Origin of the sequence: Mesorhizobium shangrilense (assembly GCF_040537815.1) — a bacterium.
In the GTDB taxonomy this organism is placed as follows: Bacteria; Pseudomonadota; Alphaproteobacteria; order Rhizobiales; family Rhizobiaceae; genus Mesorhizobium; species Mesorhizobium shangrilense.
Genome location: NZ_JBEWSZ010000001.1, coordinates 4621704 through 4647474, shown reverse-complemented (window position 1 = coordinate 4647474; position 25771 = coordinate 4621704). Strand labels below are relative to the sequence as shown.

21 protein-coding genes are annotated in these 25771 nt (G+C 64.1%); 8 read left to right on the top strand and 13 right to left on the bottom strand.

The window, feature by feature from the left end; all coding sequences use genetic code 11:
- Window positions 1-227: 227 nt before the first annotated feature.
- The 8 genes from ABVQ20_RS22450 to ABVQ20_RS22415 form a co-directional block, all read right to left on the bottom strand.
- Window positions 228-1145 (bottom strand): AraC family transcriptional regulator, encoded by a 918-nt coding sequence (locus ABVQ20_RS22450; RefSeq protein WP_354461655.1) that lies wholly within the window; start codon window positions 1143-1145, stop codon window positions 228-230.
- A 204-nt stretch (window positions 1146-1349) separates the two neighbouring features.
- Window positions 1350-3128: an ABC transporter ATP-binding protein gene (locus ABVQ20_RS22445; RefSeq protein WP_354461654.1), complete on the bottom strand. Its 1779-nt coding sequence runs from the start codon at window positions 3126-3128 to the stop codon at window positions 1350-1352.
- Window positions 3129-3339: 211 nt separating this feature from the next.
- A complete protein-coding gene (locus tag ABVQ20_RS22440) occupies window positions 3340-4284 on the bottom strand; it encodes an acetamidase/formamidase family protein (RefSeq protein WP_354461653.1) in 945 nt (314 codons plus the stop codon).
- Window positions 4274-5869, bottom strand: a complete 1596-nt coding sequence (locus ABVQ20_RS22435) for an ABC transporter substrate-binding protein (protein ID WP_435528425.1) — start codon at window positions 5867-5869, stop codon at window positions 4274-4276. The genes ABVQ20_RS22440 and ABVQ20_RS22435 overlap by 11 nt, the downstream gene beginning before the upstream one ends.
- A 100-nt stretch (window positions 5870-5969) precedes the next feature.
- On the bottom strand, window positions 5970-6890 hold the full coding sequence (locus tag ABVQ20_RS22430) for an ABC transporter permease (RefSeq protein ID WP_354461651.1): 921 nt from the start codon (window positions 6888-6890) through the stop codon (window positions 5970-5972).
- On the bottom strand, window positions 6887-7795 hold the full coding sequence (locus ABVQ20_RS22425) for an ABC transporter permease (RefSeq protein ID WP_435528396.1): 909 nt from the start codon (window positions 7793-7795) through the stop codon (window positions 6887-6889). Before ABVQ20_RS22425 ends, ABVQ20_RS22430 begins: the two co-directional genes overlap by 4 nt.
- Window positions 7773-8372, bottom strand: coding sequence for an ANTAR domain-containing response regulator (locus ABVQ20_RS22420; RefSeq protein WP_354461650.1), 600 nt, complete (start codon window positions 8370-8372; stop codon window positions 7773-7775). Before ABVQ20_RS22420 ends, ABVQ20_RS22425 begins: the two co-directional genes overlap by 23 nt.
- Entirely contained in the window at window positions 8369-9463 is a 1095-nt protein-coding gene (locus tag ABVQ20_RS22415; RefSeq protein WP_354461649.1) for a transporter substrate-binding protein, read from the bottom strand. The genes ABVQ20_RS22420 and ABVQ20_RS22415 overlap by 4 nt, the downstream gene beginning before the upstream one ends.
- A 363-nt stretch (window positions 9464-9826) precedes the next feature.
- Between ABVQ20_RS22415 and ABVQ20_RS22410 the strand changes: the two genes are divergently transcribed.
- The 3 genes from ABVQ20_RS22410 to ABVQ20_RS22400 all read left to right on the top strand — a co-directional run bounded on the left by ABVQ20_RS22410 (window position 9827) and on the right by ABVQ20_RS22400 (window position 12506).
- The gene (locus ABVQ20_RS22410; protein WP_354461648.1) at window positions 9827-10681 is read left to right on the top strand and encodes a MetQ/NlpA family lipoprotein; all 855 of its coding nucleotides are present in this window, start codon (window positions 9827-9829) and stop codon (window positions 10679-10681) included.
- 99 nt (window positions 10682-10780) lie between these two features.
- On the top strand, window positions 10781-11869 hold the full coding sequence (locus tag ABVQ20_RS22405) for a methionine ABC transporter ATP-binding protein (protein ID WP_354461647.1): 1089 nt from the start codon (window positions 10781-10783) through the stop codon (window positions 11867-11869).
- Complete coding sequence (locus ABVQ20_RS22400) at window positions 11850-12506, top strand: methionine ABC transporter permease (protein ID WP_354461646.1); 657 nt, start codon at window positions 11850-11852, stop codon at window positions 12504-12506. Before ABVQ20_RS22405 ends, ABVQ20_RS22400 begins: the two co-directional genes overlap by 20 nt.
- A gap of 248 nt (window positions 12507-12754) precedes the next feature.
- On the opposite strand, the gene ABVQ20_RS22395 is transcribed toward ABVQ20_RS22400, so the two are convergent.
- The 4 genes from ABVQ20_RS22395 to ABVQ20_RS22380 all read right to left on the bottom strand — a co-directional run bounded on the left by ABVQ20_RS22395 (window position 12755) and on the right by ABVQ20_RS22380 (window position 18710).
- Window positions 12755-13870 (bottom strand): aminomethyl transferase family protein, encoded by a 1116-nt coding sequence (locus ABVQ20_RS22395; RefSeq protein ID WP_354461645.1) that lies wholly within the window; start codon window positions 13868-13870, stop codon window positions 12755-12757.
- Between the two features lie 170 nt (window positions 13871-14040).
- The gene (locus tag ABVQ20_RS22390; RefSeq protein WP_354461644.1) at window positions 14041-14817 is read right to left on the bottom strand and encodes an ABC transporter substrate-binding protein; all 777 of its coding nucleotides are present in this window, start codon (window positions 14815-14817) and stop codon (window positions 14041-14043) included.
- 112 nt (window positions 14818-14929) lie between these two features.
- A complete protein-coding gene (locus tag ABVQ20_RS22385) occupies window positions 14930-16624 on the bottom strand; it encodes a hydantoinase B/oxoprolinase family protein (RefSeq protein WP_354461643.1) in 1695 nt (564 codons plus the stop codon).
- Window position 16625: 1 nt separating this feature from the next.
- Window positions 16626-18710, bottom strand: a complete 2085-nt coding sequence (locus tag ABVQ20_RS22380; RefSeq protein ID WP_354461642.1) for a hydantoinase/oxoprolinase family protein — start codon at window positions 18708-18710, stop codon at window positions 16626-16628.
- 219 nt (window positions 18711-18929) lie between these two features.
- Here ABVQ20_RS22380 and ABVQ20_RS22375 point away from each other — a divergent pair, with 219 nt between their 5' ends.
- From ABVQ20_RS22375 to ABVQ20_RS22355, 5 genes are all read left to right on the top strand, one after another.
- The gene (locus tag ABVQ20_RS22375) at window positions 18930-19757 is read left to right on the top strand and encodes a ferredoxin--NADP reductase (protein WP_354461641.1); all 828 of its coding nucleotides are present in this window, start codon (window positions 18930-18932) and stop codon (window positions 19755-19757) included.
- Between the two features lie 212 nt (window positions 19758-19969).
- Window positions 19970-21025 (top strand): deoxyribose-phosphate aldolase, encoded by a 1056-nt coding sequence (deoC, locus tag ABVQ20_RS22370; protein WP_354461640.1) that lies wholly within the window; start codon window positions 19970-19972, stop codon window positions 21023-21025.
- Window positions 21026-21102: 77 nt separating this feature from the next.
- Window positions 21103-23475 (top strand): aldehyde dehydrogenase family protein, encoded by a 2373-nt coding sequence (locus ABVQ20_RS22365; RefSeq protein ID WP_354461639.1) that lies wholly within the window; start codon window positions 21103-21105, stop codon window positions 23473-23475.
- A gap of 187 nt (window positions 23476-23662) precedes the next feature.
- Window positions 23663-24394: an SDR family oxidoreductase gene (locus tag ABVQ20_RS22360; RefSeq protein ID WP_354461638.1), complete on the top strand. Its 732-nt coding sequence runs from the start codon at window positions 23663-23665 to the stop codon at window positions 24392-24394.
- Window positions 24395-24637: 243 nt separating this feature from the next.
- Window positions 24638-25483 (top strand): fumarylacetoacetate hydrolase family protein, encoded by an 846-nt coding sequence (locus tag ABVQ20_RS22355; RefSeq protein ID WP_354461637.1) that lies wholly within the window; start codon window positions 24638-24640, stop codon window positions 25481-25483.
- A 12-nt stretch (window positions 25484-25495) separates the two neighbouring features.
- On the opposite strand, the gene ABVQ20_RS22350 is transcribed toward ABVQ20_RS22355, so the two are convergent.
- The gene (locus tag ABVQ20_RS22350; RefSeq protein WP_354461636.1) at window positions 25496-25720 is read right to left on the bottom strand and encodes a hypothetical protein; all 225 of its coding nucleotides are present in this window, start codon (window positions 25718-25720) and stop codon (window positions 25496-25498) included.
- Window positions 25721-25771: the final 51 nt, after the last annotated feature.

Here is a 25771-nt window from a genome sequence, read left to right as displayed (position 1 = left end):
AGGAACACTTCGCGGGAAGCCGAAGCCCTCGGATTATGCGATCCTCACCATCGCCCGAGTGACATGCCACCCATCGCCAAGATGCGGAGTTGCAGCAGACGTTGCTAGAAGCATCGTTGCATGCGACCTGTACTTTTATGCATTGTGCGCTGCAAAATACTGGATCCGGATGCGGAGCCCATCACATGAGTATCGATCGGGTCTGAAACGGTCTTTTCAGGAAGCGCTTATGCGCGAAGTGTCAGCCGCTGGCGTGACAGCCGTCGATAGGATGACGGCGTCATCCGGTGCTTGCGCATGAAGGCCCGGTTGAAGTTCGAGATGTTCATGTAGCCGACCTGGAAACAGATGTCGGTGATCGGAATATCGGTGTCCGCCAAGAGCTTGCAGGCCTGCCAGAGTCGGAGCTTCGCAAGGTGGTCGCTAAAACTGTTGCCGGTGTTCTTCTGGAAGAAGCGCGAGAATGTGCTTTCGGTCATGCCGGCGATTTCAGCCACGTCCGGCAACTTCAGATCGTCGGTGAAATGCTGGAACAGATAGGTCAGCGTGCGCTGGATGATGTCCAGCGACGCAGCATCGAGAAGCGGCGAGAAATCCGGCGAAGACAACAATTCATATTCATCGGTCCGGGCGAGAAGATCGACCAGGCGCAGGAAGAGACAGAACCTGCCTAGCCCGCTAACCTCCCCCATCCGCTCCATCAGTTCGGCGCCTTCCAGCGCCGTCCGGCCGTGAAAGACCATGCCGCGCAACGATCGTTCGAGAAACGGCTCCAGTTCGCGCAGTTCCGGCAACAGGCCCGCCGAGCCCCGTAACCTCTCGGCGTCGAATTGCAGGACGATGTCACGGCCCTGGATCAACTCGCCCGGCTGCACCGCTGTCACCCAATCGTGCGGCAGCCCGCCGCCGACAATGGTCAGGTAGCCCGGCCCGAACTCGCCGATATGGTCGCCGACCAGCACCACGCCGGAAGACTTTCTTAGCAGGTGGATCTCGTACTCCGGATGGAAGTTCCAGACATTGCGCTCCCACGGATAGTCGTCGAGCCGCCAAAGGAAACTCTCGCTTGCCTCGGTGACGATATGCTCGAAGGCCGGCGCCGTCCGGGGGATGGCGGCCGTGTTCTGCCTGCGCCTGAACTGCATCCTGGATGTCCTCCCGGCACATTCGGTCGTCGAACCTGCCCCCGCGCAATTCGTAGCAGCCTGTTGCTTACTTGTGAAACAGCCGGGCCATGTTCCGAGATGGGAGCCGGCTTCCGGCCTTTGGCGACGGGGCGCGATCGGTGGCCAATATCCGCGATCGAAACCGGTATGCGAACCACGGAAAACACTGGAGTTATGCGGACCTCAGGCCTCGGCGGCGACCAGGTGCCCGTTGCCAAAATCCTGCAGGATCAGCTTCATCGGCGCCTCGCCGATCTTGCGGGTGGCGCTCGGGATCTCCTGCTCGAGCCGGGCGAAGCGGCTCCTTCGCCTCGCGGGATCGGGCACCGGCACGGCTTCGATCAGGCGTTTCGTGTAGGGGTGGCGTGGGTTGGTGAAGACCTGGTCGCGTGTGCCCATCTCGACGATCTGGCCGAGATACATGACGGCGACACGGTCGGAAATATTCTCGACCACCGCCATGTCATGCGAAATGAACAGATAGGCGACGCCGAACTCGCGCTGCAGCTCTTTCAGCAAGTCGAGCACGCGCGCCTGCACGGAGACGTCGAGCGCCGAGACGCTCTCGTCGGCGATGATCAGCTTCGGCCGTAGCGCCAGCGCACGCGCAATGCAGACGCGCTGGCGCTGACCGCCTGAGAATTCGTGCGGATAGAGTTCCATCTGGTCGGCCGTCAGGCCGACGCGCTCGAAAAGCGCCGCCACACGCTCTCTGCGCTCTTCCTTCGAAGCGATGCCGTGGATCACCAGCGGCTCGGCGACGAGGTCGCCGACGCGCATGCGCGGGTCGAGCGAGGCGAAGGGGTCCTGGAAGATCATCTGCACGTCGCGGCGCACCGCCTTGCGCTCGTCGCGGCCAAGACCCGACAGGTTGCGCCCGCCAACGACGATGTCGCCGCTGTAAGGCACCAGCCCGGCCAGCGCCTTGGCGGTCGTCGACTTGCCGCAGCCGGACTCGCCGACCAGCGCCAGCGTCTCGTTCGGTGCGATCGAAAAGCTGACGCCTTCGACGGCGTGGACACGGCGGTTGACTCGGCCGAAGAAGCCGCCATGCAGGTCGAAGCGGACATGCAGGTCCTTGACCTCGGCGACATTTGCCGATGCCGCCGCTTCAGTGTCCCTGGATTCCTGTCGGCCAACGCCGGCGCCGATGCGCGGCACGGCGGCCAGCAATTCCCTGGTGTAGGCGGCCTGCGGCCGGGCAAAGATGTCGGCGGCCTTGCCTTCCTCGACCATGCGGCCATGCCGCATGATGATGACGCGGTCGGCCATTTCGGCGACCACGCCCATGTCGTGGGTGATGAGGATGACGCTGGTGCCACGTTCGCGCTGCAGGTCGCGCAGCAGTTCCAGCACCTCGCCCTGAACGGTGACGTCGAGCGCCGTCGTGGGCTCGTCGGCGATCAGCACGTCGGGCTCGAGCGCCAGCGCCATGGCAATCATCACGCGCTGGCGCATGCCGCCGGAGAGCTCGTGCGGAAACTGTTTCAGCCGGCTTTCGGCTTCGGAAATACGCACCGCCTTCAGCGCGTCGATGGCGCGCCTGCGCGCCTCGGCTGGCGACAGGCTGGTATGCGCCTCGATGGATTCGGTCAGCTGGCGGCCGATCGACAGCACCGGGTTCAGCGATGTCATCGGCTCCTGGAAGATCATTGCGATGCGGTTGCCGCGGATGCGCCGCATCTGCCGTTCGTTGAGACCAGTCAGTTCGGTATCGCCCAGACCCTTGTCGTGAAGCCGGATCGTTCCGGCGGAGATGCGGGCCGCCGGCTGCGGCAGCAATTGCATGATCGCCAGCGACGTCATCGATTTGCCGGAGCCCGATTCGCCGGCAATGCAAAGCGTCTCGCCGCGCGAAAGCCGCAGCGAAAGACCGGACACGACCTCGCGCTCACCATCCTCGCCGCGCACGCTGACGCAGAGGTTGGCGATGTCGAGGATTGTTTCGCGAGCTGAGGTCATTGGGAGTGTGGTCCGGAGAGGAATTTACTCCGGCACGCCCCCCTATGGCCTGCCGGCGATCTCCCCCGCAAGGGGGGAGATCGGAGGTCACCCCGGCTTTCGCCAATCACCACCGCCTGAGAAAAGGCGCAGCGGACAAATTGCCAATCTCCCCCCTTGCGGGGGAGGTGCCCGGCAGGGCAGAGGGGGGTGCCTTGGCGCCGACGCAGCATCATTCAAACACGCAGCGCGGGAAGTAGAACGACACCACCCAGTTCGGCATGTCGACGATCTCGCTGATGCGCAGGTCGCCGCAGACCGAGGCCAGCATATAGGCTTCGACGGGGTCGATCTGGTAGCGGCCGGCAAGCAGGTCGACCATCTGGGCGACCGCTTCCTTGGCGCCCGCCATCAGGTCCGGCCCGATGCCGGTCGTCACCTCATAGCCCTTGGCGTCGAGATGGCGTGTCACCGGCCCGGGCGTGGTGAAGCGCGGCGTCTTCAACCTGGCGTCCTTGACGAGATCGAGTTTGAGCACGACGTCCATCGGGCTTTCGATCGCCGTGCCGCAGACCTCGCCGTCGCCTTGCGCGGCGTGCGTGTCGCCGACCGAGAACAGGGCGCCCGCCACTTCGACGGGCAGGTAAAGTGTAGTGCCGGCGGCGAGATCGCGGATGTCGAGATTGCCGCCGACACGCCGCGGCGGCACCACCGAGTGATGGCCCTTTTCACCCGGCGCATTGCCGATGGTGCCGGCAAACGGCTTCAGCGGCACGCGACCGTTCTTGCCGAACAAAGCCGGCTCGAGCGAGGCGGGATCGTACTTCCAGATGTTCAGCGCCGGCTCCTTGAAGTCGTCGGCGAGCAGGCCGAATCCCGGAATGTTCGCCGTCCAGCCGAAGCCGGACGGTTTGAACATCTCGATCGTCACCTTGAGCGCATCACCCGGCTCGGCGCCGTCGACGAAGATCGGCCCGGTCACCGGGTTGATCTTGCCGAAGTCGAGCTTGGCGATGTCGCCGACCGTGCTGCCCGGCGTCAACTGGCCGCCTGACGAATCGAGACACTGGAATTCGATGGTCGAACCGGGCGCCACCGTCTCGGCCGGGACGAAGGAATTGTCCCAGCCGAAATGATGGTGGCGCCCGTGGATGGTGTAATCGCAGTTATTGCACATCTTTTACGTACACATTGTCATAGTTGATCGGGATATGGACCGGGTCGACATAGAGGTTGTCGGCGCCGCCCATGCGCGCGGATTTCATGGTGAAGCGCTGCTCGTTGAACACCGGCGCCCAGGGCGCGTCCGCCATCACCTTTTCATAGATCGCGCTCCACATCTTGTCGCGCTCGCCGGCCTTGGCCGGGTCGACCATGGCGTCGGCCTCGGCCGCCTTGGCGTCGAGATCCTTGTTGCAGTACCACGACCAGTTCCAGCCGCCCGGAACAGCACCCGCGCAGCCGAGGATCGGGCCGTAGAAGTTGGACGGATCCGGGAAGTCGGCGATCCAGGCCATGCCGCCGGACCAGATCATCGGCGCGCCGGCCTTATCGCCGCCGGCGGCGATGACGTTGGCTTGCGCCAGCGACTGGATGCTGGCCTTGATGCCGATCGCCGCCAGATCCTGCTGGATCGCCTGGGCGATACGCGGGTTCGGGTCGGTGTTCATGACGAACAGTTGCGTCTCGAAACCATCGGCGTGGCCGGCCTCGGCCAGCAGCGCCTTGGCCTTGGCGACGTCATAGGGATAGCCCTTGAATTCCTTGTCGTAGCCCGGCATCGACGGCGGCAGCGGCTGGTTGGCCGGCACGGCGCGGTTGTTGATGATCTGGACGACGCGTGCCTTGTTGATCGCCATGTTGACGGCCTGGCGCACCTTCACATTGTCGAAGGGCGCCATGGTGGTGTTCATGGTGACATAGCCGGTGTGCAGTTGGCCGCCCTCGACGACGCGCGCCTTCTGCTCGGGATCGGCCATCACTTCCTGGAACTTGGCCGGCGGAATGCCGTCGCCGGGCACGTCGATCTCGCCCTTCTGCAGGCGCAGCAGCGCCACGATCGGCTCCTGGCCGATTTCGAAGGTGATCTTGTCGAGATGCGGCAGGCCCTTGTGCCAGTAATCCGCATTGCGCTCGAAGACGATGCGCTGTCCCAGCGTCCACTCAGCGAGCTTGAAGGCGCCGGTGCCGACCGGATGCTTGCCGAAATCGGCGCCATATTTCTCGACCTCTTCCTTCGGCACGACATGCGAGAAGTTGATGGCCATGACATGCAGGAAGGTGGCGTCGGGGCGGGTCAGCTCGAACTTGACCGTATAGGGATCGACGACGGTGACGCCGGAGAGGCTTGTCGCCTTGCCGGCGGCGACATCGTCATAACCCTTGATCGAGCCGAAGAAGCCGGCGCCGGGGCTCTGCGTCTTCGGATTGGTGACGCGGTCCAGCGAATATTTCACGTCGTCGGCGGTCATCTCGCGGCCATTGTGGAATTTCACCCCATGGCGCAGCTTGAAGGTGAAGGTCTTGCCGTCGGGCGAGATGTCATAGCTTTCGGCGAGATCGGGCTTCAGGTTGGTGGTGCCCGGCTCATAGTCCATCAGCCCGTCGAACAGGCTCTTGATCATCGACCAGTTCTGCCAGTCATAGCCGATCGCCGGATCGAGGGTCGCGACATCGTCCTTGTAGGTGATGGTGATGGCGCCGCCCTGCTTGGCGTTGGGATCGATCGTGTCTTCGGCGCGAACGCTTGTCATGCCGAGCATCAGCGCCAGCGCCGATGCCGCCACGGTGGAGGCCAGAAACTTCTTCATTTTATGTTCCCTTTCATTGGCTTGTTTTCTTGGTTTCATCTGAGCTTGATGCTCATCTCAGTTTGATACGGGGGTCGATGAAGGGCGCGATGATGTCGGCCAGGAGGTTGCCGAGCACGATGGCGCAGGCCGAGACCAGCGTGACGCCCATGATGATTGGAATGTCGACGCGCTGGATGGCCTGCCAGGCGAGCTGGCCGATGCCCGGCCAGCCGAACACGCTTTCGACCACCACGATGCCGCCCATGAAGATGCCGATGTCGATGCCGATCATGGCGATCACCGGCAGGATGGCGTTGGGCAGGGCGTGGCGGAAGAGGATGGCGCGGCGCGCCAGGCCCTTGGCGCGCGCGGTGCGCACATAGTCCTGCCGGAGCACGTCGATCATCGACGAGCGCATCATGCGCGCGTACCAGCCGGCGCCGAGTATGCCCATGGTCAGCGACGGCAGCACCAGGTGGCGCCAGGTCCCGTAGCCGCCGATCGGAAACCAGCCGAGCCGCACGGCAAACACGTAGAGCAGCAGCAGGCCGACGACGAATTGCGGCGCCGACACGCCGACGAAGGAGGCGACCATCAGCGACTGGTCGGTTGCGGTGCCGCGCTTGATGGCCGCGATGAGACCCATGGTCAGGCCGATCGCCAGTTCGCACAGGATGGCGCCGACCATCAAAAGCAGGCTCGCCGGCAGCCGCGAGACGATGAGCTCGGTGACCTGCGAGCGCTGGATGTAGGAGCGGCCGAGGTCACCGCTGAGCAGGCTGGTCAGGTAGTGCCAGTACTGGACGACGAAAGGCTGGTCGAGGCCGAGCTGGCGGCGGATATTCTCGACGGTTTCGGGCGTGGCGCTGCGGCCGGCGATTTGCCTCACGGGATCGGCGGGCAGCAGATAGAGCAGCGCGAAGGTGATCAGCGAGACGCCGAGCAGGATCAGCGCCGACTGGATGATGCGGCGGCCAAGATAGGCGATCATGCCCGGCCTCTTTGCGTCGGGTCGAGGATGTCGCGCAGCGCATCGCCGATCAGGTTGAAGGCCAGCGCCAGCGCCAGGATCGCCGCACCCGGGAAGAACACCAGCCAGGGCGCTGCCTGGAAATAGGTCTGGTTCTCGAAGATGATGTTGCCCCAGGATGCGGTGGGCGGCTGCACGCCTATGCCGAGGAAGGAGAGCGTCGCTTCCAAAAGCACCGTGGTCGAGATGCCCAGCGTGCCCCAGACGATGATGGTCGGCAGCAAATGCGGCAGGATGTGGCGAAACAGGATGCGCGGTGCGCTGGCGCCGATGGTGCGCTCGGCGTCGATGAACTCGCGCTCGGACAGCGAACTGGTTTCCGTGTAGATGACGCGTGCCGTCTGCACCCAGTTCACCAGCGCGATGACCATGGCGACGATCCACAGGCTCGGCTGGAACACCGCCGCCAGACAAATCGCCAGCAGCAGCGCCGGAAAGGCCATCATCAGGTCGGTGAACCGCATCAGCACGCTGCCGATCCAGCCGCGGAAATAACCGGCGGTCACGCCGACCAGCGTGCCGATCAGCAGCGCCACGCCATTGGCGACGACGCCGATGATCAGCGATGTGCGCGCGCCGTAGAGGATGCGCGTCAGCAGGTCGCGGCCGAGCAGGTCCGTGCCCAGCCAGAAATGAGCGCTCGGCGGCAGCGGCGAGCCCTCGATGGTCAGGCCGTCGAACATCTGCTCGTTGGGATCATAGCCGGTCAGCCACGGCGCCAGGATGGCGCCACCCACCACGATGGCGACGATCAGCAGGCCGATCAGCGCCAGCGGACGCTGCAGCAGCCGACGCCAGACGCCGGCCCTTGGCTTGCCCGGCATGCGCGCTGCTGCCGGAAGATCAGGCGCGATGGGATTGGTCATCGCTGCCCTCCTTATCCGTCATCGCCACGATGCGGCGCGCGGCCTCCTCGATGCTGATCTGCCAGCTCATGGCCAGCGAGCGCAGCTGTGCGTAGGCGCGGCCGTCTTCCGCGCCTTTCGACAGCGCCTCGACCGCGCGCACGATGGTCTGTCGCTCCGCGACACGCTGGCGAAGCGCTGCAATCTCGCTAGCCAGGTGTTTTCGCGCTTCAAAGCTCTGGCGCGCGATCAAAAGCGCGCTGTAGACGCCGGCATTGCCGACCGGCTTCAACAACTGGGCATCGGCCTTGTGCGACAGCGCCCATTCGATGCGGCCCGGCGCCTCCGAGCCGATCAGCGCCACCAGCGGCATCGGCGCCTCGCCCGGCTTCCAGGGAAACTGTTCGTCGAAGCCGAGGTCGGCGTCGAAGAAGACGAAATCGGCGGCCAGCGCCTCGGCCGGCAGCTCCGGCCAGCAGTCCACTGTGTTCAGGCCGATGGCCGACAATTGCCGGGTGATCGCCTGCACCGTCGGATGCGGGCGATGCAGGACGAAGGCCCTGGCGCCGCCCAGATTGGGAATGCGTGTCCTGGTCACGACACCACCCTCAGGCGCGGGCGGCCGAACGTCTTGGCGGGGTCGTAGCGCGACAGATACGGGTCCGGCGCAACCTCGTCCTCGCGGCTGACGACTTCGAAGAACCCGTCCGCGATCCGGCCGATGATCACCGGCAGCGTCGCGTGCTGGGTGTTGGCGTCGATGGCGATCGGTCCAAGCCGGGTGGAGAAGCGCCGTTCGGCGAAAGCTTTTGAAAACTCCGCCGGACCGGCCTCAGGATCGCGGGAAAGCACGTCGGCCATCACTTGCACGGACGCATAGGCGGATGCCTCGAAGGACGAGGCGAAGGCGGCTGGCCGCGGCGCGAAATACGGCCCGACCGACAGATGTCCTTTGCCGGATTCGCCGATCGCCGGCAGCTCGCCTTCGGTGAGGTTGCAGGAGATGACGGGACAGGTTTCGGGGCTGAAGGCCGCATCCTCACCCGCCAGCTCGCGATAAGCAGCCAGGAAGGCATAGGACGATGTGCCGATCAGGTTGTTGAGGATGAAGTTCGGCCGCGTGGCCCGGATTTCAGCGATCAGGCGCGACACGTCGGTCTCGCCGATGCGCAGATAGCGCTCGCCCAGGACCTTGCCGCCGGCATCCGCGATCAGGTCGCGCGCGACGCGGTTCATCTCCCAGCCCCAGATATAGTTGGAGCCGAGCAGGAAGCCGTTGGCGCCGAAGCGCGGCACGACATGGGCCATCAGCGGCACCAGGTGCTGGTTGGGGCAAGCGTGCATGTAGACGACGTGCTCGTTGGCCTCGAAGCCTTCATAGGGGCAGGCGTACCAGAGCATGCCGCCCGCCTTCTCCAGCACGGGGATCGTTTCCTTGCGGCTCCAGGAGGTAACGCAGCCGACGACATGGCGGGCGCTGCTCGTCTTGAAGATGTCCTCGCACAGCGTCGCGTAGCGGTCGGCATTGCTTTGCGGATCGCGCTCGACCGGCACCAGTTCGATGCCTGAGCTGCGGTCGGCGTTGATGTCGGCGATCGCGCGCATCGCGCCCATCCGGCACGCATCCGACACGAGCTGATAGCTGCCCGAGCGGGAATAAAGGATGCCGATCTCGATACGCCGTTTCAAACGAGGCCCCAAAATGAACAATGCCCCGCAGCCGCCGCCGTGGAAGGCGAGGCATACGAGGCATTCTTGCCGTCCGGCGGTCAGAGCCGGTATTTTCGATCAAAGCGCGATGCGCTTCGGAAACTTTCTTTCATTAGCCTATTCGGAACGGCCCGCCAGTCAAGCGGTAAAGTGCCGCGCCTGGGGTGCCAACCCTGGAATGCCGCTGTGCTCTCAGTCCGGGAATCTTTGAGAGAATATTCCCGGCTATCCGATCGTTTGGGGAACAGCGTTCTTTGATAAAATCGATAGAGTTTGTGATTTTGTGATCAAGCTCGGGCAATCCGCCCGGCTGCCACGACTTGACAACCACAGAGATCAATCATGTCCGACTTCAGAAACACTTTGCCCTCTCTCTTTGCGTCAACCCTTACAAGGCGCGGTGGTCTTGCGTTGCTGTTCGCGTCAGCGGTCGCCCTTGGCGGCCTGGTGGCGCCCAAGGCGTCGTTCGCCGAGGACAAGAAGGCGATCAAGGTCGGCATCATCAGCGGCGAGGACGAGGATGTGTGGCGCGTCGTCACCGCGCAGGCGGCCGAAAAGGGCCTCACCATCGAGACCGTGGTGTTCAACGATTACACCCAGCCCAACGAGGCGCTGGAGCGCGGCGAGATCGACGCCAACGCCTTCCAGCACCAGCCCTATCTCGACAACCAGATCAAGACGCAAGGCTACCATATCGTGCGCGTCGGCTATACCGGCGTCTGGCCGATCGGCCTTTACTCCAAGAAGTTTACGAAGGTCGCCGACCTGCCCGAGGGCGCGGTCATCGGCGTGCCCAATGATCCGTCCAATGAAGGCCGGGCGCTGCGTGTGCTGCAGAACGAGGGCGTGATCAAGCTGAAGGACGGCACCGGCATCCTCGCCACCACCGCCGACATCGCCGAAAACGCCAAGAAAGTCGTGATCAAGGAGCTGGACGCCGGCATCGTCGGACGCTCGGTCGAGGATCTCGACGCGGCCGTGGTCAACACCGACTGGGCGCTGAAAAGCGGCCTGACGCCGGAAAACCGCATCGCGCAGGAGCCCATCGCCGACAACCCGTACCGCAATTTCATCGCGGTGAAGGCCGGCAATGAGAACGAGGCCTGGGTGAAGACGCTGGTGGCTTCCTACCAGAACGATGCGGTGAAAGCCGAGTTCGACAAGGTCTACAAGGGCACGGGCCTGAGCGCCTATTGAGGCCGTCAGCGTCGACGCGCCTGGTTCGATAACGATTGCGGTCCGCGCTCAACGCGCGGGCCGCGATCGTGTTTCCGGCGGGCTGAATAGGGAGCACATATGAACCAGCATTTCATCGCAACCGCTGATGGGAAGCCGGCCACGGCCGGATCCGCGGAGGATGTCGTGCGCCTTGTCGACCTGAAGCGCCGCTTCGGCGCCACGGCGGCCCTGGACGGCATCTCGCTGACCGTGCGCAAGGGCGAGATCCTCGGCATCATCGGCCGCAGCGGCGCCGGCAAATCGACGCTGATCCGCTGCCTGAACGGTCTGGAGCGACCGGATTCCGGTCAGGTCTTCATCGAGGGCCGCGAGATCAGCCGGCTCGGCGAACGCGACCTGCAGCCGCTGCGGCGACGGATCGGCATGATCTTCCAGCACTTCAACCTGCTGTCGGCCAAGACCGTCGAGGACAATGTGGCCCTGCCGCTGAAGATCGAGGGCCGCCCCAAGGCCGAGCGGCTGGCGCGTGCGGCCGAACTGCTCGACCTCGTCGGCCTATCGGAGAAGGCCAAGGCTTACCCAGCGTCGCTGTCGGGCGGCCAGAAGCAGCGCGTCGGCATTGCCAGGGCGCTGGCAGCGCGGCCGGCACTGCTGTTGTCGGACGAAGCCACCTCGGCGCTCGACCCGGAGACGACGCGCTCCATCCTCGCCCTACTCAAGGACATCAACCGCCGGCTTGGCCTGACCATCCTGCTGATCACCCACGAGATGGAGGTGATCCGCTCGATCGCCGACCGCGTGGCGGTGATCGACGCCGGACGCATCGTCGAGGAGGGGCCGGTCTGGTCGGTGTTTGCCGATCCGCGCTCGGATATCACAAAAAGCCTGCTCGGCGCCATCCGGCCGCAGCTGCCGCCCGAACTGGCAGCCCGTTTGGCGCCGTCGGCCGGCGCTGAAACCATCCTGCGTGTCGACGTGGCAGGCGAGGTCGCGAGAGGTCCATTGCTCTCGGATCTGGCGGCAATCGTCCCTGGTCCATTCCGCCTCGTCCATGGCGGCATCGACCATATCCAGCAGCAGCCCGTCGGAACGCTGTTTCTCTCTGTCCCCGGCAGCGATGCAAGGCATCTCGCCGAGGTGATCACATTCCTGAAATCCCGCCAGGCGCGGGTGGAGGTGCTTGGCCATGTCGCCGGTTCTGTTTGAGCTCCTTCTGCGTTCGATCTGGGAGACCGTCCTGATGACCGGCGCCTCCGGCCTCATCTCGCTGGTCTTCGGCCTGCCGCTGGGGCTGGCGCTGATCGCCACCGAACGCGGCGGCATCGCCGAAAGCCTGTGGGTCAACCGCGCGCTGGGTGCGGTCATCAACGGCTTCCGCTCGGTGCCTTTCATCATCCTGCTGGTGGCGCTGATCCCGGTGACTAGGCTCATCGTCGGCACCTCGATCGGCACCTGGGCGGCCATCGTGCCGCTGTCGATCGCCGCCACGCCCTACTACGCGCGCATCGCCGAAGTGTCGTTGCGCGAGGTCGACCACGGCTTGATCGAGGCGGCGCGCGCCATGGGCGGCAATCGCTGGACCATCATCCGCGAGGTGCTGGTGCCCGAGGCGCTGCCCGGCATCGTCGCCGGCTTCACGGTGACGTTGGTGACGCTGATCGGCGCCTCGGCCATGGCCGGCGCCATCGGCGCCGGAGGGCTGGGCGACCTCGCCATCCGCTATGGCTACCAGCGTTTCGAGACGTCGGTGATGGTCGCCGTGGTCATCGTGCTGATCATCCTGGTCTGCGGCATCCAGTGGGTGGGCGACCGGTTGGTGGCGCGGCTGGATCGGCGGGGCTAGGGAGCAATCTTACCGTTGGCGCCGCCCCTCACTGTCCTGCCGGACATCTCTCCCCGTAGAACGGGGAGAGATGGGCTGGCCGCAGCGCTGGCGTTCTTCCTGCAACGCCAATGGCTTGCGAAGTCGGTGATGAGAGCGCCCCTCTCCCCGTCACTATACGGGGAGAGGATGCCGGCAGGCAGGTGAGGGGCAGCGCCGATAGCTGGCCACTATGACGCTGTAGGAACTATTCGCCTGCCAAGCCCAGGCTACCCCCGCAACCGCGCCCCTTCGGGATCAAAGAACGGCATCGGCGCCACCACCGCGCGGGTCGGCACGCCATCGATGTCGATGCTGAGTTCGGTGCAGACGGCCGTGAACGGCAGCCGCAGATGCGCGGTCGCCAGCACCTTGCCCAGCGAATAGCCATGGTCGCTGTAGGTGACGACGCCCGCGTCCTCGCCGTCAGCCAGAACCCGGGCATCCGTAGCAGCCGGCTTGTCACCGTCGAGGATCAGTCCGGTCCAGCGTTCATCGAGCCCCTTGTCGCGGATCTTGAGCAAGGCTTCGCGGCCGATGAAATCGCCCTTGTCGAACTTGATCCAGCGATCGAGCCCGACATGGAACGGCGTGCGGGTCTCGTCCATGTCGATGCCGTGCGCCGGATAGGCCTTTTCCAACCCCAGCGTGAACATCGCCAGCACGCCGTAAGGTTTCAAACCGAAATCCCCGCCAGCATGCATCAGTCTTTCCCAGACTGAGGCCGCCTCGTCGGCCGGCACGAACAGTTCGAAACCGAGTTCGCCGGTCACCCCGGTGCGCGAGATCAGCAGCTTGGTGTCGCCGATGCGCCCTGAGGTGAATGCCCAGCGCTTCAGCCCGTCCAGATCGGCATCCGAAACCAGCGCCTTCAGCAGTTCGCGCGAGCGTGGGCCCTGGATGGTCGGGAAGGCGACGGCCGCTGTGATGTCGGTGACATAGGCCTTGCGCCCCCCGGCATGATGCTGCAGCCAGGGCAGCATCTTCAGGCGATTGACGGAGCCGGTCACCAGCATGAAGTGCTCCGGCGCCAGCCGGAACACGGTGAGGTCGTCCATGATGCCGCCATCGTCGCGGCAGATGGTGGAGTAACGCACCTGCCCCGGCTTCATCGCGGCGGCGTCGTTGACGATGACATGGTTGACCAGCGCCTCGGCGTCCGGCCCCTTGATGTCCATCTTTCCCATGGTGCTGAGATCCTGCACGCCGACATTCCTGCGCGTGTTCAGATGCTCGTCGGCAATGCCGGAATAGTACTTGGCCGAGATGAAATCGCCGCCGACCCGACCCATGGTCGCGCCCAGTCCGACAATGCTGCTGTAGAAAGGGGATCGCCGCTCAGCCAAGAAAATCTCCATTATTTAATTGCGGTCCAGAGACTGTTTCGAAACTCGCTCTGGTGAGCCATATGACGGTGATTTCGAGAACCGGAGCGCAGCGGACATTTGGGTCCGTGAGCACCGGAAGCGCAGAAATCGCCTTCAGATGGCCGCCAGAGTAGAGTTTCCAAACGATCTCAGTTGCCGTAGACATCGAAGGCAAAATACCTGTCGTTGATGTCCTTGTATTTGCCGTTGGCGCGCAGCGTATCTATTGCCGCATTGAGCTTGTCGGCCAGCTCCTTGTTGCCCTTCTGCAGCGCGATGCCGACGCCGGGGCCGTGAATGGCCGGGTCGGCCGTCAAGGTGCCAAGCAGCTTGCAGCAGGCGCCGTCGGGCTTCTTCAGCCATTCTGTCAGGATGATCGAGCCATCCATCATCGCATCAAGCCGGCCATTGGCCATGTCGGTGCGGGCGTCGTCGCCGGTCGGATAGGCCTTGATGGTCGAACCGCTGTATTTCTGCTCGGCGAACTTCTGGTGGATGGTCGCGGTCTGCACGCCCAATGCCTTGCCCTTCAAATCGTCCGGCGACGTGCCGGTGATGGTCGAATCCTTCGGCACCGCGATGGCCGGCGGCGTCTGGTAGTATTTGTGGGTGAACTCCACCTTCTCGGCCCGCTCGGGCGTGATGGTGATGTTGATGATCGCATCGAACTTGCCGGCCTGAAGTGCGGGGATCGAGCCGTCGAAATCCTGCACGATGAACTCGCACTCGGCCTTCATCTCAGCGCACAACGCCTTGCCGAGATCGATGTCGAAGCCGCCCAGCGTGCCGTCGGCATTGGCATAGTTGAAGGGCGGATAGGCGCCCTCGGTGCCGATCCTCAGCTTCTTGTCCTGGGCGGAAGCGGCCCCCGTGGCCAGCGCAAGGGCGACGGAAGCGGCAAGCACGAAACGACCGAAAAGACGCATGTTCCAGATCTCCGTTGACCCGGGAAGTCTACGGGCTTTCAAGCTCTCGGCGGAGACGGAAACGACATGCGCTGCGGCGATCACGGCGCGGCGAGAGCGCTGCTCAGTCCAGTCACGTCCCTTGTGCCGTGACCCCGAACATGTCTCGGGCCTGCTCGGCCGTATAGTAACCAAGCCTGACGTCCTGGGCGACCAGGTCCGGGTCGCGCTCGCGCGGATCGCCATAGCCGCCACCGCCTGGCGTGCCGACGCGCACGCGGTCGCCGGCCTTCAACGCGATATCCTGTTCCTTGGAGAGGTGCGGCGGCACATGCGCCTCGCCATCGCGAAAGACGGTCACCGTGTTGACCGCGCCATCCCGGCCGCCGAGCGCGCCCTGCGGGCCAAAACGACCATGGTCCATGACGAAGGAGGCGCGGGCGTCGCCGCGCAGGATTTCGACCTCATAGGCGAGCCCGAAACCGCCGCGATGCTTGCCGGCGCCGCCTGAACCCTCACGCAAGGCATAATGACGATAGAGCACCGGAAAGGCCTGCTCCATGATCTCGACCGGCGGCGATTTTGAGATGCCGATGGTCGAGCAGCCATTGGTCAGTCCGTCATGGCCAGCATTGCCGCCATAACCGCCGCCGGAGATCTGGTACATGACATAGTCGCGGCCGCGCGCCGGATCGTTGCCGCCGAGCGCGAAATTGCCGCTGGAGCCGGCGGGAGACGCCGTCACCTTGTCCGGCAGCGCCTGCACCATGGCCGCGAATACCGCCTCGGCGATGCGCTGGGAAACCTCTGCCGCACAGCCCGATACCGGGCGCGGATACTTCGCATCAAGGAAGGTGCCTTCCGGCCGCTTGACGATCAGCGGCTCAAACGCGCCGGCGCTGATCGGCACATCCGGGAAGATATGGCGCATGGCGAGATAGACCGAGGACAAGGTCGTCGCCAGCACGCTGTTCATCGGCCCGGCGCAGGGCTTTGACGAGCCGGCGAAATCGAAGGTCAGCGTATCGCCCTGCTTCTCGACGGCGAGCGCGATGGTCAGCGGCTCGTTCACCACGCCGTCGGAATCCACAAACGCCTTGGAATGGTAGGTTCCATCAGGAATGTCTGATATGTTGGCGCGCATCTGCTCGGCGGCACGACGGCGTAGTTCGGCGATCGCCTCGACGACGGTTTCGTCACCGTAACGATCCAGGATTCCATTGAGCCGGTCCTGGCCGATCAGCAGCGCCGCCGCTTGGGCGCGGATGTCGCCGATGCGCTGGTCGGCGACGCGGATGTTCGAGCAGATGATGGCGTAGATCTCGCGGTCGAGCACGCCCTTCTTGAATAGTTTTACCGGCGGCAACCGCAGGCCTTCCTGCTCGACCGCCGTCGCGGAGGCCGAGAAGCCGCCGGGCACCGAGCCGCCGATGTCGGGCCAGTGGCCGGTGTTCGACAGCCAGCAGAAGATCTTGCCGTCCCGGTAGACCGGCATGGCGAAGCGCACATCCATCAGATGCGTGCCGCCGAGATAAGGATCGTTGACGATGTAGATGTCGCCGGGCTCCGGGGCCAAGCAGCGGCCATCGGTGATCATCTCGATCACCGTGCTGGTCGAATATTGCATGACGCCGACGAACACCGGCAGGCCTTGGCTGCCTTGCGCGATCAGCGAGCCATCGACGGCCGAATAGATGCCGTCGGAACGGTCATTGGCCTCGGCGATCACCGGCGAGAAGGCGGCACGCGAGAAGGTCAAATCCATCTCGTCGCAGACCTGCTGCAGCGCTGCCTGGAGAACCGAAAGCGTGATGGCGTCGAGCTTCATCTCATGCCTCGCCAATGTCGATGATGATGTTGCCGTCGGCGTCCGCGCGTGCCCGGTCGCCGGGCTCGAGCACGGTCGTCGCGTCCATCTGTTCGAGGATCGCCGGCCCTTCGATCACGGCATCGAGCGGCAGCTTTTCGCGTGAGTACACCGGCGTATCGTGCCATTGGCCGGCGTACCAGACCGGCCGGATCTCGCGCCGCGCTTCGTCCAGCGTCTTGGCGCGCCCGGCCGGGTCGATCAGTCGTGACAGGTCGATCGCCGGACGCACGCCGGTCACCGACGTGTTGAGGTTGACCAGGTTGGCGCGGATTTCCGGCAGTTCGACCTTGAAGCGGGCGAAATAGGCTTTTTCGAACAGCTGCTGCAGCGTTGCGCGCGTCACCGACGACGACGGCAGCGGCACGTTGATGATATGGGTCTGGCCGACGAACTGCATGTCGGCGGAGTGGGTGACACGGATCGTCTCCGGCTTCACCGCTTCCTTGCCGATCAGATCCTCGCCTTCGTTCCGGTGCCGTTCCAATACAGCGTGAAGCTGGGCTTCGTCTAGCATGGCTACCGGTTGGTTGACCGTGTTGACGAAGTCGTGGCGCAGGTCGGCGACGACGCAACCGAGCGCGTTGGTGATGCCGGGACGCGCCGGCACCAGCACGCGGGGCAGGCCGAGTTCGCGCGCCAATGCTGTCGCATGCAGCGGACCCGCACCGCCAAAGGCAAACAGCGCGAAGTCACGCGGATCATGGCCGCGCGACACCGAGACCATGCGGATCGCACCGGCCATCTTCATGTTGCCGAGACGCAGCACCGCGCCGGCAGCTTCGACGCCGGACAGGCCGGTGGCCTTGCCGATCTTGTCCTCGAATATGCCGGTGACCCGATCGACCGTGACCGGGTTTTCGACCGCCAGCAGCTTCTTCGGCGCCAGCCGTCCCAGCACCAGGTTGGCGTCGGTGATGGTCGGCTCCAGGCCGCCGCGCCCGTAGCAGATCGGGCCGGGATTGGCGCCGGCACTTTCCGGACCGATCTGGATCAGGCCAGCGGCATCGACGCGGGCGATCGAGCCGCCGCCGGCGCCGACCGTGTGAACCGCCACCATCGGCACATGGATCGGCATCGCGTACTCGATCTCGATCTCGTTGGAGACGGCGGGTTCGGCGTTGCGGATCAGCGCCACGTCGGTCGAGGTGCCGCCCATGTCGTAGGTGACGAGGTTTTCGAAACCGGCGCGTTTTCCCGTATAGGCGGCGGCGATGACGCCGGAGGCCGGGCCGGACATCACCGTCTTGGCCGATTCGCGGGTGACGAAGCGGGCAGAGATCATGCCGCCATTGCCGTTCATGATCAGGAAGTCGCGGGCATAGCCTTTTGCATCCAATTCCTTGCGCAGTCGCTCGACATAGCGCTCGAGGATAGGCTGCACCGAGGCGTTGACCGAGGCCGTCACGCCGCGCTCGAACTCGCGCGCTTCCGACAGCAGCGCATGGCCAGCCGTGATGTAGCCGTTCGGCCAAAACTCGGCGGCGATCTCGGCCGCGCGGCGCTCATGCGCCGGGTTGGCGTAGGAATGCAGGAAGTGGATGACGAGGGATTCGCAGCCGGCCGCAATCAGCGTCTTCACGGCATCGCGCATTTCGGCTTCATCGAGCGGCGTGCGCACGGTCCCGGAGGCCTCGACGCGCTCCGACACTTCGAGCCGCAGATTGCGCGGGATGATCGGCACGAAGCTGCCGGTCATGCCATAGGCCTGCGGCCGTGTTCGCCGGCCGAGCTCGATCACATCGCGAAAACCGCGCGTGGTAATCATGCCGGTTTTCGCCAACCTTCGCTCAAGCACCGCGTTGGTGGTCGTCGTCGTGCCATGCACGATGAGGTCGATGCCGTCGATCGGAAATCCGGTGGCGCCAAGTGCCGAAACGACGCCGAACGCCTGATTGTCGACCGTGGTCGGGGTCTTGGCGATATGCACCCGGCCACCGTCGCGGCCATCGATCAAAAGCAGGTCGGTGAAGGTTCCGCCGACATCGATGCCGGCGACGACGTTGCCCAGGGAATCCTGCGGCTGCACCGAAAAATTCTCTTTCATTGTCGAAACCCGAAATGCACGGACTACGGATATGCAGCAGTTTGGAAAGGTGTTTCGCGGCGGTATCTTGACGCAAATATCGTTTGTATACTAATAAATTCCCGACACAAGAGCTTACCGCTTCGGAGTGTGCCGAGCACGCCGGGACCTGAACGGTCCGGACGCGCAGGAGAAGGTTTGGCGCCAACGCCCGAAGGTTGCGCCGGAAGGTTGGATTTGATGAACACCACACCCGCGTTCAACACCGCCGACGCCCGGCCGCTGCAATTCCCGATTCCGGCCAATGTCTATGCGCAGACCGTCGTCTCGGTGAAGCACTATACCGACCGGCTCTTCTCGTTCCGCATCACCCGTCCGCAATCACTGCGCTTCCGCTCCGGCGAGTTCGTCATGATCGGCCTGCCCAATGCCGAGAAGCCGGTTTACCGCGCCTATTCGGTGGCCAGCCCCGCCTGGGACGAGGAGCTGGAATTCTTCTCGATCAAGGTGCCGGACGGCCCGCTGACCTCGGAGCTGCAGAAGATCCAGGTCGGCGACACCGTCATCATGCGCCAGAAGTCCACGGGCACGCTGGTGGTCGACGCGCTGACTCCGGCCAAGCGCCTGTTCATGATCTCGACCGGCACCGGCATCGCGCCCTTCGCCAGCCTGCTGCGCGACCCCGACACTTATGAGAAGTTCGATCAGCTCATCCTGACCCACACCTGCCGCGACATCGCGGAGTTGACCTATGGCCAGGAGTTGGTCGCGGCGCTCGAAAACGATCCGCTGATCGGCGAACTGACCGGCGGCCGCGTCACCCTCTACAATTCGACGACCCGCGAGGAGTCGCCACGCATGGGCCGCATCACCGCACTGATCGGTTCCGGCAAGTTCTACACCGATCTCGGTATCGAGAAGCTCAATCCGGAGACGGACCGCATCATGATCTGCGGCTCGATGCACATGCTGAAGGACGTCAAGGAACTGGCCGAAAGCCTCGGTTTCCACGAAGGCTCGCTCAGCCATCCGTCGAGTTTCGTCGTCGAGCGCGCTTTCGTCGGCTGAGGTCCCGAAGGCTTCGCTCGAAAACCGGGTTTTGACCTTCCGGTCAAAAATGTGCTGCCGTCGCGGCCTTTTTCAGCTATCACTCGCCTGAGGACTCGTGAAGCGTGGCTTCGCGGGCTATCTTCGTGCGTGTCGCCCAAAAGCGTCGAGCGGTTTTGGGACATGAAGCGGGCCAAGAGACAAGCGCACGCCGCTGAACGAAAGGGCAGGAGATGAGCAGCACGATCCGCGAAGCCGATCTCGGCGCCAGCGCCTCCAAGGTGACCTCGCTGCCGGCGCGCGCCGCGGCCAACAATCCCGTCCAGCTCGGCCACGGCATTGCCCGCAATCCCGGCATGAAGCTCGACCTCGGCTTCATGGAATCGATGCGCAGCGTCAACCGCTCGGCGCTGGAACGGCGTGTCGCCAGCCTGACCAAGCGGCGCTCGATCAAGGCCGACAACCAGGCGGCCTGGCTGTTGCGCGCCATCGCCTGCATGGACCTGACCACGCTGAACTCCAACGATACCGAAGAGCGCGTGCGCCGGCTCTGTGCCAAGGCGATCAATCCCCTGCGCCGCGATATCATCGAAGGCCTCGGCATTGCCGGCGAGATCATTCGCCCGGCCGCCGTCTGCGTCTACCATCCCTTCGTCGCCACCGCCGTCGACGCTGTGCGTGGCACCGGCATCCATGTCGCCGCCGTCTCCACGGCCTTTCCGCATGGCCTTACGCCGCTGTCGACCCGCCTGCAGGAGATCGAGGCCTCGGTAAAGGACGGCGCTGACGAGATCGACGTCGTCATTCCGCGCGGGCTGGTGTTTGGTGCCAAGTGGCGTGAGCTTTACAACGAGATCGTCTCGATGCGCGCCGCCTGCGGTGACGCGCATCTGAAGGTCATCCTCGGCACCGGCGACCTCGCCACGCTGCGCAATGTCATGCTGGCCTCGATGGTGGCGATGATGGCGGGCGCCGATTTCATCAAGACCTCGACCGGCAAGGAAAGCGTCAACGCCACGCTGCCCGTCGGCCTCGCCATGGTTCGCGCCATCAGGGCCTATTTCGAGGAGACCGGCTATCTCATCGGCTTCAAGCCGGCCGGTGGGATTTCGACCGCGAAGGTCTCGCTCGACTGGCTGGTGCTGATGAAGGAAGAACTGGGCCGTCCGTGGCTCGAGCCGACCCTGTTCCGCTTCGGCGCATCGAGCCTTTTGACCGACATAGAGCGGCAGCTCGAACACCATTTGACTGGTCACTATTCAGCCAATCATCGCCACGCGATGGCGTGAAGACCGGGTCAGGGATTTGAACGTGGAGTTCCTTCGGAGCACTCCCTAGAAAGAAATCTCCTCCCAACGGAGCACCCATGAACATCCTCGAACGCTATCACGCCATGGAATACGGCCCGGCCCCGGAAGCCCGCAACGAGGCCGATGCCTGGCTTGCCGCGCGCGACTTCTCCAAGGCGCTGTTCATCGGCGGCGACTGGAAGGCGGCCACAAGCGACAGGACCTTCGACACCAGCGATCCCTCTTCCGGCAAGCTGCTGGCCAAAGTGTCTGACGCGGGTGCCGCGGATATCGACGCGGCCGTTGCGGCCGCCACCAAGGCGCTGCCGAAATGGTCGGCGTCCTCAGGCTACCAGCGCGCCAAGGTGCTCTATGCCATCGGCCGCGCAATGCAGCGCCACCAGCGCCTGTTCGCGGTGCTGGAATCGATCGACAACGGCAAGCCGATCCGCGAAAGCCGCGACATCGACGTGCCGCTGGCCATCCGCCATTTCATCCATCATGCCGGCTGGGCGCAGGCGCTGGACAGGGATTTTCCCGGCCAGAAAGCCGTTGGCGTCGTCGGCCAGATCATCCCGTGGAATTTTCCGCTGCTGATGCTGGCCTGGAAGATCGCGCCGGCGCTCGCCGCCGGCTGCACGGTCGTGCTGAAGCCGGCTGAATTCACGCCGCTGACCGCCATCCTGTTCGCCGAGATCTGCGAGCGCGCCGGCGTACCCAAGGGCGTCGTCAACATCGTCCAGGGCGGCCCGGAAGCCGGCGTGGCCATCGTCAATCATCCCGGCGTCCAGAAGATCGCCTTCACCGGTTCTTCCGAGGTCGGCAAGATCATCCGCAAGGCCACGGCGGGATCAGGGAAAAAACTGTCGCTGGAGCTTGGCGGCAAGTCTGCCTTCATCGTCTTCGAGGATGCCGACCTCGACAGTGCCGTCGAAGGTCTGGTCGATGGCATCTGGTTCAACCAAGGCCAGGTCTGCTGCGCCGGCTCGCGTCTCCTGGTGCAGGAAGGCATAGCGGACGCCTTCATCGCCAAGGTCAAGGCGCGGATGAGCCGGCTGCGCGTCGGCGCGCCGCTGGACAAGAACACCGATATCGGCCCGCTGGTCGATCTGAGCCAGCTCGACCGCGTCAAGGGCCTGGTCGCCGAGGGCGCCAGGCAGGGCGCCGTGTGCTGGCAGCCGGATGTCGCGTTGCCGCCCTCCGGCTACTACCATTTGCCGACGCTCGCTACGGGTGTTTCGCCGGCTAATATTCTTGCTCAGGAAGAAGTGTTCGGGCCGGTTCTGGCGACCATGACCTTCCGCAACACCGAGGAAGCGATCGAGCTTGCCAACAACACGCGCTATGGGCTGGCCGCCTCGGTGTGGAGTGAGAACGTCAATCTCGCCCTCCACGTTGCACCCCAGCTGAAGGCCGGCGTCGTCTGGGTCAACGGCACCAACATGTTCGACGCCGCCTGCGGTTTTGGCGGCTACCGTGAAAGCGGCTTTGGCCGTGAAGGCGGCCGCGAGGGCATGTTCGAGTATCTGGTGGCAAAGCTGCCGCTTGGCCCGGTCATCAAACCGGCAACAATTTCGGCCCAACCGGTAGAGCAATCGGACGGCGGCGCCATCGACCGCACGGCAAAGCTCTTCATCGGCGGCAAGCAGGTGCGCCCGGACGGCAATTATTCGCTCGCTGTCGCCACCGCCAAGGGCAAGCTGGCCGGCGAAGTCGGGCTGGGCAGCCGCAAGGATATCCGCGACGCCGTCTCGGCCGCGCGGGCCAGCAAGGCCTGGCCGGAGGCGACGGCCTACAACCGTGCCCAGGTGCTGTACTATCTGGCCGAGAATCTTTCCGGCCGTGCCGACGAATTCGCCGCTCGCCTTGTCCAACTCACGGGCGTTGCCGCCAAGGCCGCGCGTGAAGAGGTAGACCAGTCGATCGAACGCCTGTTCCTCTATGCCGGCCTCGCCGACAAGTTCGAGGGTAGGGTACATCAGCCGCCGGCTCGCGCCGTGACACTGGCGCTGCACGAGCCGGTCGGTGTTATCGGCATCGTCGCGCCCGACAATGCGCCCTTGCTTGGCCTGATCTCGCTGGTCGCACCGGCGCTTACCATGGGTAACACGGTCGTTGCGGTGCCTTCGGAAAAATACCCGTTGCTGGCCACCGATCTCTATCAGGTCATCGAATATTCCGACGTGCCGGCCGGTGCCATCAACATCGTCACCGGCCGCACAGCCGAACTTGCCGGCGTGCTGGCCAAGCATGACGACGTCGACGGGCTCTGGATATTCGCCGATGCCGAGACCTGCGCCAAGGCGGAAGCCGAGTCCATCGGCAATCTCAAGCGCGTCTGGAGCGGCAATGGCCGGACCCTCGACTGGGCATCGGAGGAGGCTGCAGGCGACGCCTTCCTGCGCCGCGCCGTCGAGGTCAAGAACGTCTGGGTGCCCTACGGCGACTGACGTCTTGGTTGCCATGCAAGTGATCCCTGTTCGGGCTTGACGCCCGGACAGATGTTCTTTAACGAGAAAAAACATCTTTATCTGTGAGCACAGTGGCGCAGGCCGCACAATGGTGCCTGACTGGTACAGGACGCCTTGGCCGGCTGCCGATAAACCCGGACGATCACAAGCGGCGAGGAGAAGAAACATGGCGGATCTGGCAGGCAAGGTGGTTGTCGTCACGGCGGCGGCGCAAGGCATCGGCAAGGCGAGCGCGCTGGCCTTCGCCAAGGCTGGTGCCACCGTTTACGCCACCGACATCAACGAAGTGCTTCTCGCCGAACTCGGCAAGACGCCGGGCATCAAGACCCGCAAAGTCGATGTGCTGAATGACGCGGCCGTGACCTCGGCCTTCGCCGAGATCGGCACCGTCGACGTGCTGTTCAACTGTGCTGGCTTCGTCCATTCCGGCTCGATCCTCGAGATGAAGGACGCCGATCTCGATTTCGCCTTCAACCTCAATGTCCACGCCATGATCCGCACCATCCGCGCCGTGCTGCCCGGCATGCTGGAACGCGGCGACGGTTCGATCATCAACATGGCGTCGCTGGCGAGCTCGACCAAGGGTGTGCCGAACCGCTTCGTCTACGGCTTGACCAAGGCGGCCGTCATCGGCCTGACCAAGTCGATCGCCGCTGATTATGTCGGCAAGGGCATACGCTGCAACGCCATCTGCCCCGGCACCGTCGAGAGCCCGTCGCTGCAGGACCGCATGCATGCGCAAGGTGACTATGACGCGGCGCGCGCGGCCTTCATCGCCCGCCAGCCCATGGGCCGTCTTGGCACGCCCGAGGAAATCGCCGACCTCGCCGTCTATCTGGCCGGCGCCACCTATACGTCCGGGCAGGCCTACAATATCGATGGCGGCTGGTCGATCTAGAGCATGATCCCGAAAGGTGGAATCCGGCTTTCTCGGACAAACGGTCCCCGTTTGTTCAGAGATCATGCTCAAACAAACAGATAGAGCCCCATCCCGATTTCATCGGGATGGAAAAGGCTCTAGAGCAATTGCAGGAAAAGTGCGTAGCGGTTTTCCGTCCGGAATTGCTTTAAGACAAAGAGATAGAGCGGTTCCGTGAAACGATGAACCGCTCCAAATCAATCTGACTGAGGAGAGGTTACCATGAAACTGCTGCGCTATGGCGACGTCGGGAGCGAACGCCCCGGCCTGCTCGATGCGGATGGAACGATCCGCGATCTCTCCGCTCATGTCGCCGATATTGCCTGCACCACACTTCATCCGGCCTCGCTGGACATGCTGTCGAAGCTCGATCCGAAGTCGCTGCCGGTGGTTTCGGGAAAGCCTCGGCTCGGCGCCTGCGTCGCCGGAACCGGCAAGTTCATCTGCATCGGCCTGAATTATTCCGACCACGCCGCCGAAACCGGCGCCACCGTGCCGCCGGAGCCGATCATCTTCATGAAGGCCAGTTCGGCCATTGTCGGTCCGGACGATGACGTGCTGATCCCGCGCGGTTCCGTGAAGACCGACTGGGAAGTCGAACTCGCCGTGGTCATCGGCAAGACAGCCAAATATGTCAGCGAGGCCGATGCGCTTGATTATGTAGCCGGCTACTGTGTTGCGCATGACGTCTCGGAACGCGCCTTCCAGGCAGAGCGCCAGGGCCAGTGGACCAAGGGCAAGAGCTGCGACACCTTCGGCCCGACCGGCCCGTGGCTGGTGACCAAGGACGAAGTGGCCGACCCGCAGAACCTCAAGATGTGGCTGACGGTCAACGGCAAGACGATGCAGAACGGCTCGACCAGGACCATGGTCTATGGCGTCGCCTTCCTGGTGTCCTATCTCAGCCAGTTCATGTCGCTGCACCCCGGCGACATCATCTCCACCGGCACGCCGCCCGGCGTCGGCCTCGGCATGAAGCCGCCAGTCTTCCTCAAGGCTGGCGACGTCGTCGAACTCGGCATCGAAGGGCTCGGCCAGCAGAAGCAGACGTTCAAGGCGGACGTGTAGCGCGGGGGTTCGTCAGGCCGATTTAGGCTCGAGCCGTCGGAAGCCGACGGCTTCCATCAGCATGTCCTCGTCGACCATGCCGGCATTGTGAAGGGCAAGCAGGGTGAGCGCGATTTCGCGGGCTTCGGGCGATTCCGGCTGCGCTTCGCGGCGCCGGCAGGCCTCGTCGAACACGCGCTGCAGCCTGGCGATATCGGCAGGCTTGAGCAGGCCACGGTCATAGACGGACTTCGGCATGGTGACGGTCTCCTGATCATGACCTAGGGCACTACATGTAAATTACCAATC

Bases quoted from the DNA above. Each gene is read 5' to 3' on its own strand.
- ABVQ20_RS22450 (WP_354461655.1), bottom strand. From the start codon at position 1,145: ATGCAGTTCAGGCGCAGGCAGAACACGGCCGCCATCCCCCGGACGGCG.
- ABVQ20_RS22445 (WP_354461654.1), bottom strand. From the start codon at position 3,128: ATGACCTCAGCTCGCGAAACAATCCTCGACATCGCCAACCTCTGCGTC.
- ABVQ20_RS22440 (WP_354461653.1), bottom strand. From the start codon at position 4,284: ATGTGCAATAACTGCGATTACACCATCCACGGGCGCCACCATCATTTC.
- ABVQ20_RS22435 (WP_435528425.1), bottom strand. From the start codon at position 5,869: ATGCTCGGCATGACAAGCGTTCGCGCCGAAGACACGATCGATCCCAAC.
- ABVQ20_RS22430 (WP_354461651.1), bottom strand. From the start codon at position 6,890: ATGATCGCCTATCTTGGCCGCCGCATCATCCAGTCGGCGCTGATCCTG.
- ABVQ20_RS22425 (WP_435528396.1), bottom strand. From the start codon at position 7,795: ATGACCAATCCCATCGCGCCTGATCTTCCGGCAGCAGCGCGCATGCCG.
- ABVQ20_RS22410 (WP_354461648.1), top strand. From the start codon at position 9,827: ATGTCCGACTTCAGAAACACTTTGCCCTCTCTCTTTGCGTCAACCCTT.
- ABVQ20_RS22405 (WP_354461647.1), top strand. From the start codon at position 10,781: ATGAACCAGCATTTCATCGCAACCGCTGATGGGAAGCCGGCCACGGCC.
- ABVQ20_RS22400 (WP_354461646.1), top strand. From the start codon at position 11,850: ATGTCGCCGGTTCTGTTTGAGCTCCTTCTGCGTTCGATCTGGGAGACC.
- ABVQ20_RS22390 (WP_354461644.1), bottom strand. From the start codon at position 14,817: ATGCGTCTTTTCGGTCGTTTCGTGCTTGCCGCTTCCGTCGCCCTTGCG.
- ABVQ20_RS22385 (WP_354461643.1), bottom strand. From the start codon at position 16,624: ATGAAGCTCGACGCCATCACGCTTTCGGTTCTCCAGGCAGCGCTGCAG.
- ABVQ20_RS22380 (WP_354461642.1), bottom strand. From the start codon at position 18,710: ATGAAAGAGAATTTTTCGGTGCAGCCGCAGGATTCCCTGGGCAACGTC.
- ABVQ20_RS22375 (WP_354461641.1), top strand. From the start codon at position 18,930: ATGAACACCACACCCGCGTTCAACACCGCCGACGCCCGGCCGCTGCAA.
- deoC (WP_354461640.1), top strand. From the start codon at position 19,970: ATGAGCAGCACGATCCGCGAAGCCGATCTCGGCGCCAGCGCCTCCAAG.
- ABVQ20_RS22365 (WP_354461639.1), top strand. From the start codon at position 21,103: ATGAACATCCTCGAACGCTATCACGCCATGGAATACGGCCCGGCCCCG.
- ABVQ20_RS22360 (WP_354461638.1), top strand. From the start codon at position 23,663: ATGGCGGATCTGGCAGGCAAGGTGGTTGTCGTCACGGCGGCGGCGCAA.
- ABVQ20_RS22355 (WP_354461637.1), top strand. From the start codon at position 24,638: ATGAAACTGCTGCGCTATGGCGACGTCGGGAGCGAACGCCCCGGCCTG.
- ABVQ20_RS22350 (WP_354461636.1), bottom strand. From the start codon at position 25,720: ATGCCGAAGTCCGTCTATGACCGTGGCCTGCTCAAGCCTGCCGATATC.